We start from the raw sequence: 11,883 nt of genomic DNA, 5'->3' as shown, positions 1-11,883 counted from the left end.
TCGCAACATATCGCGCAAACCGCTGTTTTTACTCCTGCTCTTCCGCCGTTCCACGAGGCGAAACGCCCAAAAGGCCTTCAAGGCGCGCGAGTCGCGCGGCAAGCGGGAGACGCCATTGCGCATCGGCGGGAGCGGATTCGAGCAATTCGCGCCACAAGGAAAGCGTCTTGCCCGGCTCTCCCGCTCGCAAATAGGAAAGGCCGAGAAAATATGTCGGCGCCGGATTGTTCGGTGCCACCTGCTCGGCCCGCGAGAAGGCGTAGAGGGCCGCTGCGGTGAGCCGTCCGTCGGCATGTTCCACCAAGGCATTGCCCAGCGCGACCCATGCTTCGCCATCGCCGGGATTCTCAGCAACGGCATTGCGCAGGAAATTGGCCGCCTGGTCATGCTGGCCGCGGCGCGTGAACGCGTCGGCGGTCACGACGAAACGGGAGGGTGCACGGCCGCCGCCGTAGAATTCGCGGCGAGCCTCGACGAGCAGTTCACCGGTTTCCGGCGCCGCCGTCAGTGCGGCCCCGGCGGGAGCGGATGCCTGGCCGGGATTGCCCTGAGTGGCGTAGCCCGCAAGCCCGAAGAGCAATGTCGAACCGAACAGCATCCACAGGCTGCGGCGCAGTTTAAGCGCATAGATCGCCAGTACGAAGACCAGGAGCGCGAGGACGAGGATCGGGAGCCAGTTCACGCCCGCCTCCGGAACCGACCGAGCAGGACAGCGCCCACGACAAGTACGATCAGCAGCGGGATGGCGAATAGCGGCCAGGTGGTCGAACTGACTTCGGGCTTGTAGCTGACATAATCGCCATAGCGCTGCATCAGCCAACTGCGAATTTCGCCAGGGCTTTCGCCTGCGGCGATGCGGATGCGGACCTGGTGACGCATGTCGCCCGCCATCGGCGCGTCGCTATCCGCGATCGATTGCGACTGGCATGTGAGGCAGCGCAGCGTTTCCATCAGTTCCTGCGCCGCCGCCTCCTGTGCCGGATCGTCGAGCTGACGGTACGCATAGGGCGCGGGCGGCATGGATTGCTGCGCGGCGAGCGGGATCGCCAGAGCCAGAACGATCGACGAAACGAGTGCGCGGATCATCGCACTTTCTCCAGTTCGGCGAGCAACACCGGCACATCGTCGGCACGAATATCCCCGATATGCTGATAGCGGATCACGCCCTTGCCATCGATCACGAAGGTTTCGGGCACGCCGGACGAACCGATGGCAAGCTGGACTTCGGATAGATCGTCACGCCCGATCCGGCTGTAGGGATTGCCATGCCGGGCGAGGAAGCGCGCGATATCCTCGGGCCGGTCGCGGATCGCGACGCCGACGATTTCGGCCCCCTGCTCTTTCAGGCTTTCGAGATGCGGCGCCTCGGCGATGCAGGGCAGGCACCAGCTCGCCCAGATGTTGAGCAGGCGCGGCTTGCCATCGGCGAATGTCGCGTTCGAGACACCCTCGGCACCCTCCATCGCCGGCGGAAGATCGAAATAGGGCAACTCTTCGCCGACCATACGGCTCTCGACGAAATCGTCTTTCGGCTGAGTGAGCTGATAGGCGGCAAGGCCGACGAACAGCGCGAAAACGAATAGCGGAACCCACAAGCGCCAGCTCATGCTACAGCCTCCCTATCGGCGCGCCGTTCGGCGATACGCGCCGCCAGGCGGCGATGGCGCAGGTCGCTCAATAACCGGCCGATCAACGCCAGGACACCGCCGAGCGCGACAAGTAGCCCGCCATACCAGATCAGCGTGACGAAGGGCTTCCACCATAAACGCAACTGCCACCGGCCATCAGCCGCGCGATCGCCGACCACGGCATAGAGCTGGCCGTTCCAGCGTGTGACCAGCGCGCTTTCGGTCGTCTGTTGTGGCGGCGCCCAGAAATTGCGGGCCTGCGGGGCGAGGACCTTCGCTTCACCGCCATTATAGCTTGCCGAGAGACGCCCCTCGATCGCCGTCCAGTTGGGGCCGGCGACAGGTTCCACGCCTTGCAACACCACTGTCCACGGACCAACCGTCGCGCTTCCCCCCTCCTCCACCGCCGCAAGCCGTTCCTCGGTAAAGGCGCTTTCGCTCGCCATGCCGATCAGGGCGACCGCGATGCCGAAATGGGCAACGACCATGCCCCATGTCGCGAGAGGTGTACGCGAGAGTTTGCGCCCGCGCAGCGGCAGCAGGCTCGCAACCGCAAGGCCAAGGCCGAGCGCCAGCCCGAGCAGTGGGAGCAGGGCAATTTCCGCCAACAGGCTGAACAAAATCAGCGCGGCCAGCACCAACGCCGCGAAAAGCGCAATCTCCTTGCCGATCCGGTCCACCCGGTCCTGCCGCCAGCGTAGCAGTGGCCCGACCGCCATCACCGCCAGCATGGGGATAGTGAAAATCGCCCCAACCGGGTTAAAATAGGGCGGCCCGACCGAAACGCGTACATCGAAGGCCTCGGTCAACAGCGGATAGAGCGTGCCGAGGAGCACAATGGCCAGGATCGCGCTCAGCATGACATTGTTGAAAACCAACGCCCCTTCGCGGCTGGCGAGCGCGAAGCGCTGCCCCTCGTTGATCGTATTCGCGCGCATCGCGAACAGGAGCAGCGCGCCGCCGATGAAGATGCCGAGCAGGACGAGAATGAACGTCCCGCGTTCCGGATCGACGGCAAAGGCGTGGACGCTTGTAAGAATGCCCGAACGCACGAGAAAGGTACCGACCATGCTCATCGAAAAGGCGACCACGCCGAGCATGATGGTCCAGGTCCGCAGCGCATCGCGGCTCGCAAGCACGCTGGCCGAATGGAGCAGCGCGGTCGCGGCTAGCCATGGCATCAGCGAGGCGTTTTCCACCGGGTCCCAAAACCACCAGCCGCCCCAGCCCAGCTCGTAATAGGCCCAGTAACTGCCCGCCGTGATGCCGATCGTCAGCAGCACCCAGGCGCCCAGCACCCAGGGCCGCATTGCGCGTGCGAAGTCCGGTGTCACCTGCCGCGTCAGCAGCGCGCCGACCGCGAAGCTGAAGGCAACCGACAGGCCGACATAGCCCAGATAGAGCGTCGGCGGATGGAAGACGAGGCCGATATCCTGCAGCAGGGGATTCAGTCCCATTCCTTCCGCCGGCGGGTTCGGCATGCGCTCGAACGGGTTCGAGCTGAGCAACAAGAAGGCGTAGAAGCCAAGCGCAACCACCCCTTGCGCGGCGAGCGTGGCGTTCATGGTGCGCTCGGGGAGGCGTCGCTCGACCAGCGCGATCAGCGCGCCCGCCAAGCCCATGACCATGACCCACAGCAGCATGGAGCCCTCATGGTTGCCGAAACTGCCCGACAGCTTGAAGATCAACGGCTTCATCGAGTGCGAATTCGATGCAACCAACTTCACCGACAAATCGGTGATCGCGAACAGCCAGACGAGCATGGCGAACGATAGAGTCACCAGCACGCCCTGCATGATGGCCGCAGGGCGGATCAGTCCGGCCAGTTCACCCTTGCCGTCATCGCGCACCGCCATGAAGCCGGCGATCATCTGCAACGCGGCAAGCGCGGCGGCGAGCCACAGGGCGGCAAGACCGAGTTCGGCGATCATTCGAGGCCTACGGTAGTTTCCTCGGCCATTTTGGCCGCCTGATGCTGTTCCATTTCCTGCAATTCGCGCGGAACGTAGTTCTCGTCATGCTTGGCGAGGAGATTGTCGGCGACAAAGGTGCCATCGGCGCCCAGGCGCCCCTCGGCCACCACGCCCGAGCCTTCGACGAACAGGTCCGGCGCGATCCCGCTGAAGCGTACCGGTACGCGTGACCCCTCGTTGCCGGTAACGGCAAAGGTCAATGTGATCCCGTCATCTGCGGTTTGAAGAGACCCCTCTTCGACCATTCCGCCAAGCCGCACCGCCTGCCCCACTTCGGGCGGGTCGGCCAGCATTTGCTCGGGGAGGTAGAAATAGCTCGCCTGACTGCGCAACGCGTAGGCCGCCAGCAGCCCCGCGCCGACCAGCGCGACGAGCGCAAGAACGACCAGTACGAGACGCTGATGCTTGGGTTTCAATGCGCTCATTTACGCCTGCTCTCTTCGCGGCGCTTCTCCGCGCGCTTCATGTCGATCCACGCCCAGGCGATCATGACGAGTGTGCCCACCACGCCAACCGCATAGGCCGCGATCACGAAATCCCACTGGTCGAGCGCCTCGCGCATCACGCAGCCTCCATCGCCTTGCGGCGCAGGCGCGCCTCCGCCTGAATATCGGCGAGCAGCGCCCGCATGCGGGCCAAAACCACGCCGCCGAACAGCAGGGAAAACCCCGCGACGGCGACCAGCAGGGGGACGAGAAACTCGCCATCGATGGCGCTCTTGCCCATGGTGATGCTGGGCGGTTGGTGGAGCGAATTCCACCATACCACGCTGCGATTGATAATGGGGATGTTGATCGCCCCGAGCAGCCCGAAAATCGCCGGAATGCGCGGGGATACGCCTTCACGCTCAGCCGCCTGCGCCAACGCCATATAGGCAAGGTAAAGGAAGGCAAGCACCAGCATGCTGGTCAACCGCCCGTCCCACACCCACCAGGTGCCCCAGGTCGGCCGTCCCCAGATAGAACCACTGGCAAGACAGATTAGCGTGAAAACGAGGCCCGGCACCGCTGCGGCGCGTGCGGCCAGCGCGGACAGGGGATGACGCCAGACCAGAAATACGAGGCTGGAAACGGCAATGGCGGTCCACCCCCCCATCCCCAGCCACGCGGTGGGAACATGGAGGAAGAGAATTCGTACTGTCTCACCCATGAGACGGTCCGGTGGAACGCGAAACAGCCCCCAGTAGAGCGCAGCCGCGCTCACCAGCAAACCGGCGACCAGCAACAGCGGGGTCAGCCAGTTTGCGAGCGATAGAAAGCGCTTGGGATTGGCGAAGCCATGCATCGAAATATACCGTCCAGCTCCGCTTTGGCAGCGCTCATCCGGCCTCGCAAGAGCGCAGTTCAGCGACCGATCAGTTCCTGAGCCATACGGTCGGCAACCTGATCGGGCGAACCGCCACCGCGATCGCTTTCCTGCCAGATCCGTTCGAGCCGGCCTGGGATCAGCGCGATGCGCTTGCGCACTTCGTTGATGTCGCAGGGCGCCTTGTCCTGGCGGCACAGATATTCGAGCGTCACCGAGATGATCCCGCCCGCATTGATCACGTAATCCGGCGCGTAAAGGATACCGCGCTCGGCAAGCATCGGGCCGTGTTCGGGACGCCGCAACTGGTTGTTCGCGCCGCCTGCCACAATCTGGCAATCGAGCCGCGCGATACCCTCTTCGTCGAGAATCGCCCCCAAGGCGTTGGGGCTGAACACGTCGCAGGCCACCGACATGATCGCATCGGGTGCAGCGGTGGCGGCACCCAGTTCGGCGGCCAGCGCTTCGGCGCGGTCCTGGTGGATGTCCGACAGAGTCAGCTTCGCGCCGTCGCGGGCGAGCAGGCGCGCAACGCCGCCGCCGACGCTTCCGGTGCCCTGCAGCGCGACATGAACACCCTCGACGCTGTCCTTGCCCAGCTTGTGCCGCACCGCAGCCTTGATGCCGAGAAAGATACCCAAGGCGGTAAACGGTCCGGGATCGCCGCCCGCCGTATCCTCTCCTTCCACGGGAAGGCCGGAAACATGTTGGGTGCGCTGAGCCACGGCGGCCATATCGGCTTCCGAGATGCCCACATCCTCGGCTGTGACATACCGGCCGCCCAGCGCTTCGACCGCATCGGCGAAAGCCGCAAGCATTTCCGGCGTCTTCGTCTTATCCTTGTCCGCCAGGATCACCGCTTTACCGCCGCCCATGGGCAGTCCGGCCATCGCGTTCTTGTAGCTCATGCCACGCGACAGGCGCAGCGCATCGCGCATGGCATCGGCCGGTTCCGCATAGTGCCAGAAACGGGTCCCGCCCGCGCCCGGGCCGAGGTGAGTCGAATGAAGTGCAATAATGGCAGTCAGACCGCTTTTCGCGTCTCGTACAACCTGTACGAGTTCATGGTCATCGAAATCCGCTTCGGTCCAGAAAGCCGTCATGCCTTGCGTGCCCCCAAAGAGCTGTGAAGGACGGCTGCGACAGGGGGAAAAGATGGGGCGATCGACGGGGTTCGAACCCGCGACCTCCGGTACCACAAACCGGCGCTCTAACCAACTGAGCTACGATCGCCACATGCCCCCGGAACCGTCCGGGAAGGGGCCTGATACGCATGAGTGTGGCAGCGTCAAGCCGCCCTGCGTAACGGCGCGTGCCTGTTGCACAATGAGCGGGGATTGGGAAGCGAAAAACGTCAAAGGCGCAATTGCGCGCAATTTTCTTTCGCAGTTGTGCGCGCCATCGCCGACGCTATCCTTGCGGGCATGAAGGGACCGGGCGAATCTTCCGTCGAAAAACTGCTCGAGCGCGACGGTCTGCAGCGTGTGCCGAGTGACAAGCTCGACCTTTTCCAGTTGCGCGATTTCGTGCCCCCGGAACTGCGGGCCGAACTGATTCGACTCATCGAACAGGGGCGGCGGCCCTCCACCCTCGCCGACGCCGGCGACGACCGTTACTTTCGCACCAGCGAGACATGCGACCTGGATGGAGATGAAGCGGCGGTCGAACGGCTCGAAGCGCTACTGTTCGATCTCAATGGCATCGATCCCGCCCATGGCGAGCCTCTGCAGGGACAGCGCTATGACGTGGGGCAGGAATTCAAGGCGCATTGCGATTACTTCAATCCCGGTGGGGCCGACTGGGCGCGATACTGCTCGGTTGCCGGACAGCGCACCTGGACCTTCATGATCTATCTGAACGAGGTCGAAGCCGGTGGCGCAACCCGCTTCAAAGCGGTTCGCAAGACTTTTCAACCCGAAGCCGGGAAGCTGGTCTGCTGGAACAATCGCCGCCCCGATCTCAGCGAAAATCCGAACACGATCCATCACGGAATGAAAGTACGCAAAGGGCTCAAATACGTGATTACCAAATGGTACCGCGAAAAGCCCTGGGGGTGGTGAGATGGCCGAAGGCGAAGCACCGCTTCTGCCGCAAATGTGGCATCCATCCCTTTCATCAGTTGCGATCGGAGCCCGATCGTTACGGCCTAAACCTGACCTGTGGCAACGGCATGACGATCTATGACCTGCCCGAGATTCCCGTTTTCGATGGACAGGACCATCCGGCGAATGGCGGGGCTTATCCATATGTAGGAGTCATGCGTTTCGAGCCGAATGAAAATTGATGCAGCACAAATTTCATTCCCATATTTCGTGTTAGTTTGATCCCCAGACACGATAATGGGAGTGCATTCATGACCGAGTACAGCGACATCCGCGAAAAATTGCAGAACCGACTAGGGGATTTGCTGGAGCGTGCCGAAGTCATCGAAGACGACTTGCGCCATCCGCTCGAAGCGGATTCGAGTGAGCAAGCCGTCGACCTTGCGGATGACGAAGCGCTTGAGGGTATCGATGAAGTTTTGCGCCAGGAAATCGCGCAAATCCGCATGGCTTTGTTGCGGATCGAAAACGGCACCTATGGCATTTGCGGCCAGTGCGGCAAACAGATCGCGCGCAAACGCCTGGAGGCCCGCCCCATCGCCACGCGTTGTATCGATTGCGCCGAATGAACCCTTAACGCAAAAAGGGCGGCCCGGCAGGACCGCCCTTCGCAATGCCATCGAGGCTTGCCGCGCTCAGTTCTTCTTGAGCGACAGGCCGCCGAAACGCTTGTTGAAGGCTGCGACGCGGCCGCCTTCCTGAATCTGCTTGGTGCCGCCGGTCCATGCCGGGTGGCTGGTCGGGTCGATATCGAGCGTCAGCGTATCGCCTTCGCTGCCCCAGGTGGAGCGCGTCTGAAATTCGCTGCCATCGGTCATCTTGACCGTGATCATGTGGTAATCGGGGTGACCTTCGGCTTTCATTGTAAACGTCCTTCTAGCCTCGGAACGGTTCCGACCGGTCCAGCTGTGTTGTGGAGAAGGCGCGCGCATAGCGGCGAGCGCCGAATTTGGCAACCTTATTCGGGCGCGTCCGCGATCATGGCGGTAAACTGAACTTCGCAGGTCACTTTGCCGTCGACCGAAGCCTCGCCCGCGAATTTGCACACACGGGCACGTTTCTGGACAAATTCGGCCTTGAGATCGAGCAGCACGCCCGGCGTCACGGGCGCTCGGAACTTCGCATTCTCAATCGCCATGAAATAGACGAGCTTGCCCGAGCCCGCGAGGCCGAGGCTTTCCACCGCGAGCACACCCGCAGCCTGCGCCAACGCCTCGATCTGGAGGACGCCGGGCATAATCGGCGCGCCGGGGAAATGCCCCTGGAAGAAATCCTCGTTGAAGCTGACCGCCTTGACCGCGTGAATACGCTCGTCGGCGACCAGTTCCGCGACCCGATCGACCAGGAGCAGAGGATAGCGATGCGGTAACCGCTTAAGCACCTCGACGATGTCGAAACCAGTCTCGCTCATCACCCTGCCCCCGTCGTTCTTTATCGTCAGCGTCCGGTCGGCTGGGCCGTTTGCTGCTGTTGCTGCTGAGCAGCCTGCTGCTGGCGCGCTGACGCGATCATGAGAATCTGCTGGACTTCCTGGTAGATACCGACCGCCTGCTGCGCCGGTTGCCAGCCTTCGGGCGGCGTGATCTGGACCGAAGGTACGCGCTGATTAAGCACGGCGACTACCTTGTCGTTCATATTGGCCGCCGGATCGGTGTAGATCACGGCATCGGGCGCGAGGATCATTTGAACCGAGTTCTGCGAAGCGACGGTTTGCAGGCTGGCGCTGTACTGCTGCAGAATCTGCTGAATGGCATAAACACGCGCCGATTCGACCTGGTTCGAAAGCTGGGCGATCTCCCGCTCGAGCGTTTGCAATTGCTGTGCCTGCGGCGCGCTCTGAGCGGCCTGCTGCTCTGCCTGATCCAGGCTGCCGTCGCCATTCGTATCGAGCTGGCGCAACAGGGTCTGAACCTGCTGCTGCTTTTCCTGAATCTGGGTGATCTGGGCCGAATAGGTCGTGCCGATCTGCTGGAAGGCGGTACGCAGCGCGTCGCTTGCCGCGATGGTCGCTGGCGCATTCACGATGCCGATATTGCCGCTGATCTGCGCCGCGGCGGGAGTGGCGATGGCGGCAGCGCCGGCGATGGCCGCGACTGCCATGGTCTTGCTGAAAAGTTTCATCAGAATTGTGTTCCTACATTGAAGGAAAAGGTCTTTGTGTCGTCGCCAGGCTGCTTCTTGATAACCTGCGATATATCGATCCTGAACGGACCGAAGGGCGAGTTCCAGTTCACCCCGATACCCGCCGATATGCGCGGACTGGCCGAATCCCCGACAAACACCTCTCGATAGAAGCTGAAGGGATCGATTGCCGGCTGGTTGGGTGTACCGTCAGGCGCGGTAGGATCGAATGTTTCGCCAATTACCGGATTGCCACTATTGTCGAGGATGGGGTCCCCATCGGCATCGAGCAACGGCCCCGTATACACCAGCTGGTCCCCGACGCGGATCTGGCGCCCGTTAGGCTGATCGACCAAAAGCGGCTGGACAACCGAGAACAGCGAACCGACATCGACCCAGATCGACGGGCGAATACCCATTTCGCGAGCCCCGCTGCCGAGCGGAATCTCCAGCTCCGCGCGACCGAGATAATAGGCTTTACCACCCACGGAGTCGTCGAACCGCTGATCGGATGCAAGGGCTTCTTCCAGGGGGGTGAGGATGCGCGGACCATCCGGATTGTCCGGATCGGTTATGTAATTGAGGCGAACGATACGCGGTCCGATACCGCGAATGTCGAAGCCACGCATTTGCGGCTCGCCTAGGAAAAAGCGGTCGGTCAGGCGCACATCGTCGACACCCGGCCGATTGCTGTCCTCGAGGCCGCGAATCCAGCCGCCTTCCCCTGCCAGCGAGAAAACGAAGCCACTGCCAAGCGGCCAGTATTTCGCCATGCGGGTACGCATGCGCACATATTTTTCCGAACCGCCCAGACCAGCGAATTCCGTAGTCCAGCTAATGGTTTCACCGCGGCTCGGACGCAGACGGCTGTTGAGGGTATTGTAGTTGAAGGTCAGACCAAGGATCGAACTCGAACGTTCGCCGATTGCTTCGCATAGGAAACGGCTGGCCCGCGTGATGTCGCATTCACCGTTGGTGAAGAACTGGTCCCCGAGCGACACATCGTCATAGTTGAATGTGTAGCTGCCGATCGCACTCAGATACTCCGTCAGCGGTACACCGGCACGGACCGAGAAGCCGGTCGTCGACTGCTCATACGTTGTATTGCGTTCCTGATTGCGGAAGTTGAAGCTGTTGAGATCGCGGCGATAGATATCGACGCCGGCCGAAATGTTGCGATCGAACACATAGGGTTCGCTGAAGCTCACCTGCGCCGATTTGGAATAGCGCGAATAGTTCAGGCTGAGGCCGATGGTCTGGCCGCGACCGCGAAAATTGCGCTGACGGATCGAGCCCGCGAGAATGAAATTCTCGATGCTGGAAAAACCAGCCGAGAGCTGCAGCTCGCCAGTCGCCTGTTCCTCGACATTGGCCTCGAGAACGATCCTGTCGGGCGCGCTGCCCTCGACCTGATTGATCTCGAAGTTTTCCTGAAAATAGCCGAGCGAATTGATGCGCGCGGCCGAACGCGCGACGGACAAGGAATTGAACGCATCGCCTTCGGCGAGACGGAATTCACGCCGCACGACCTTGTCCTGCGTCAGCGTATTGCCGTTGACGTCGATCCGCTCGACATAAACACGCGGAGCCTCGCGCAGGACGAAGTTGACCTCCATCGTCAGGTCTTCAGCGTTGCGCTGAAACTCCGGTTGCACTTCGGCAAAGGCATAGCCGAAAGTACCCGCCAGCTCTGTGAGCTGCTCGACCGTATCCTCGACCAGCTTGGCGTCGTACCAGTCGCCAGCCCGCATCGGCAGCCGGGCCGCCATCGCGTCGTCGTCGAAATCGCGGATCTGGGAATCCACGGTCACGTCGGCGAATTTGTACCGCTCACCTTCTTCGACGACATAGGTGATGATGAAATCGCGCTTGTCGGGCGTCAATTCGGCGACGGCCGAAACGACGCGGAAGTCGGCATAGCCTTCCGTCAGATAGAACCGGCGCAGCTTCTGCTGGTCGAAGGCCAGCCGGTCGGGATCGTAACTGGTGTTCGAACTGAGGAAGCTGGTCAGCCGCGCCTGCTTGGTGACCATTTCGCCACGCAATTTGCCATCGGAAAAGGCTTCATTGCCGATGATGTTGATCTGGCGGACCTTGGACTTGGGACCTTCGCTGATCTCGAACACGATATCGACGCGGTTCTGCGACAGCTCGACCATCTTCGGTTCGACCGTCGCCGCGAAACGGCCCTGACGCTTGTACAGCTCGATAATGCGGGCCACGTCCGCACGCACCTTCGACCGGGTGAATATCTGCCGCGGAGACAATTTGATCTCGGGCAGGATCTTGTCGTTCTTGAGGCGCTTGTTACCTTCGAGAATGATGCGGTTGATAACCGGGTTTTCGACGATGGTGATGACTACATTGCCGTCATTGTTCACCACGCTGACGGTGGAGAACAGCTCGGTCGCGTAGAGATCTTTCAGGACCCCGTCGCCAGCAGCCTGAGACCAGGCATCGCCCGGACGAAGCTTGATGTAGGACAGAATGGTCTGCGGTTCGAGCCGCTGCGCGCCGCTGACGGCAATCGTTTGGACGATGTCCTGCTGGACCGCCGGAGCCGCAGCTTCGGCAGCTTCTTCCTGCGCGAAAGCCATGGTCGGCACCCCGGCAAGCATGGTCCCGGCCAGCAACCCCATGGCCAGCCGCGCGGCAGGATTCTTGCGTCGCGTGGCGGCATAAGCAAAATTAGTCATCGACAAGGAGATTCCCGTCCTCGTTTCCATACAAGCAGATCCGGCTGTCGCAGCCCCG

General features: G+C 61.9%; 14 protein-coding genes and 1 tRNA gene. 2 read left to right on the top strand and 13 right to left on the bottom strand.

Annotated features, from left to right (window positions below; translation table 11 throughout):
* Positions 1-28 precede the first annotated feature (28 nt).
* The 9 genes from DVR09_RS07815 to DVR09_RS07780 all read right to left on the bottom strand — a co-directional run bounded on the left by DVR09_RS07815 (position 29) and on the right by DVR09_RS07780 (position 6,139).
* The gene (locus tag DVR09_RS07815; RefSeq protein WP_115416438.1) at positions 29-682 is read right to left on the bottom strand and encodes a tetratricopeptide repeat protein; all 654 of its coding nucleotides are present in this window, start codon (positions 680-682) and stop codon (positions 29-31) included.
* The gene (locus tag DVR09_RS07810) at positions 679-1,086 is read right to left on the bottom strand and encodes a cytochrome c-type biogenesis protein (RefSeq protein WP_115416437.1); all 408 of its coding nucleotides are present in this window, start codon (positions 1,084-1,086) and stop codon (positions 679-681) included. Before DVR09_RS07810 ends, DVR09_RS07815 begins: the two co-directional genes overlap by 4 nt.
* Complete coding sequence (locus DVR09_RS07805; protein WP_115416436.1) at positions 1,083-1,607, bottom strand: DsbE family thiol:disulfide interchange protein; 525 nt, start codon at positions 1,605-1,607, stop codon at positions 1,083-1,085. The genes DVR09_RS07810 and DVR09_RS07805 overlap by 4 nt, the downstream gene beginning before the upstream one ends.
* Complete coding sequence (locus DVR09_RS07800) at positions 1,604-3,559, bottom strand: heme lyase CcmF/NrfE family subunit (protein WP_115416435.1); 1,956 nt, start codon at positions 3,557-3,559, stop codon at positions 1,604-1,606. Before DVR09_RS07800 ends, DVR09_RS07805 begins: the two co-directional genes overlap by 4 nt.
* The gene (ccmE, locus tag DVR09_RS07795; RefSeq protein ID WP_115416434.1) at positions 3,556-4,026 is read right to left on the bottom strand and encodes a cytochrome c maturation protein CcmE; all 471 of its coding nucleotides are present in this window, start codon (positions 4,024-4,026) and stop codon (positions 3,556-3,558) included. Before ccmE ends, DVR09_RS07800 begins: the two co-directional genes overlap by 4 nt.
* Positions 4,023-4,163 (bottom strand): hypothetical protein, encoded by a 141-nt coding sequence (locus DVR09_RS17375; protein ID WP_174223734.1) that lies wholly within the window; start codon positions 4,161-4,163, stop codon positions 4,023-4,025. The genes ccmE and DVR09_RS17375 overlap by 4 nt, the downstream gene beginning before the upstream one ends.
* On the bottom strand, positions 4,163-4,885 hold the full coding sequence (gene ccmC / locus DVR09_RS07790; protein WP_115416433.1) for a heme ABC transporter permease CcmC: 723 nt from the start codon (positions 4,883-4,885) through the stop codon (positions 4,163-4,165). The genes DVR09_RS17375 and ccmC overlap by 1 nt, the downstream gene beginning before the upstream one ends.
* A 59-nt stretch (positions 4,886-4,944) precedes the next feature.
* Positions 4,945-6,009: a Glu/Leu/Phe/Val family dehydrogenase gene (locus DVR09_RS07785; protein ID WP_115416432.1), complete on the bottom strand. Its 1,065-nt coding sequence runs from the start codon at positions 6,007-6,009 to the stop codon at positions 4,945-4,947.
* A 53-nt stretch (positions 6,010-6,062) separates the two neighbouring features.
* Positions 6,063-6,139: transfer RNA gene (locus DVR09_RS07780), tRNA-His, on the bottom strand.
* A gap of 191 nt (positions 6,140-6,330) precedes the next feature.
* On the opposite strand from DVR09_RS07780, the gene DVR09_RS07775 reads away from it, so the two are divergent.
* Together DVR09_RS07775 and DVR09_RS07765 are read left to right on the top strand one after the other, a co-directional pair.
* On the top strand, positions 6,331-6,966 hold the full coding sequence (locus DVR09_RS07775; protein WP_115417854.1) for a prolyl hydroxylase family protein: 636 nt from the start codon (positions 6,331-6,333) through the stop codon (positions 6,964-6,966).
* Between the two features lie 293 nt (positions 6,967-7,259).
* Positions 7,260-7,577, top strand: a complete 318-nt coding sequence (locus DVR09_RS07765) for a TraR/DksA family transcriptional regulator (protein ID WP_115416430.1) — start codon at positions 7,260-7,262, stop codon at positions 7,575-7,577.
* 66 nt (positions 7,578-7,643) lie between these two features.
* On the opposite strand, the gene rpmE is transcribed toward DVR09_RS07765, so the two are convergent.
* The 4 genes from rpmE to bamA form a co-directional block, all read right to left on the bottom strand.
* Complete coding sequence (gene rpmE / locus DVR09_RS07760) at positions 7,644-7,871, bottom strand: 50S ribosomal protein L31 (RefSeq protein ID WP_115416429.1); 228 nt, start codon at positions 7,869-7,871, stop codon at positions 7,644-7,646.
* 95 nt (positions 7,872-7,966) lie between these two features.
* Complete coding sequence (gene fabZ / locus DVR09_RS07755; RefSeq protein WP_115416428.1) at positions 7,967-8,419, bottom strand: 3-hydroxyacyl-ACP dehydratase FabZ; 453 nt, start codon at positions 8,417-8,419, stop codon at positions 7,967-7,969.
* 26 nt (positions 8,420-8,445) lie between these two features.
* On the bottom strand, positions 8,446-9,129 hold the full coding sequence (locus DVR09_RS07750; RefSeq protein WP_115416427.1) for an OmpH family outer membrane protein: 684 nt from the start codon (positions 9,127-9,129) through the stop codon (positions 8,446-8,448).
* Positions 9,129-11,825, bottom strand: coding sequence for an outer membrane protein assembly factor BamA (bamA, locus tag DVR09_RS07745; RefSeq protein WP_115416426.1), 2,697 nt, complete (start codon positions 11,823-11,825; stop codon positions 9,129-9,131). Before bamA ends, DVR09_RS07750 begins: the two co-directional genes overlap by 1 nt.
* Positions 11,826-11,883 lie beyond the last annotated feature (58 nt).

It is taken from the genome of Erythrobacter aureus, assembly GCF_003355455.1.
In the GTDB taxonomy this organism is placed as follows: Bacteria; Pseudomonadota; Alphaproteobacteria; order Sphingomonadales; family Sphingomonadaceae; genus Qipengyuania; species Qipengyuania aurea.
Note: the sequence above shows the minus strand (reverse complement) of the source record. Positions and strands in the feature narration are given on the sequence as shown.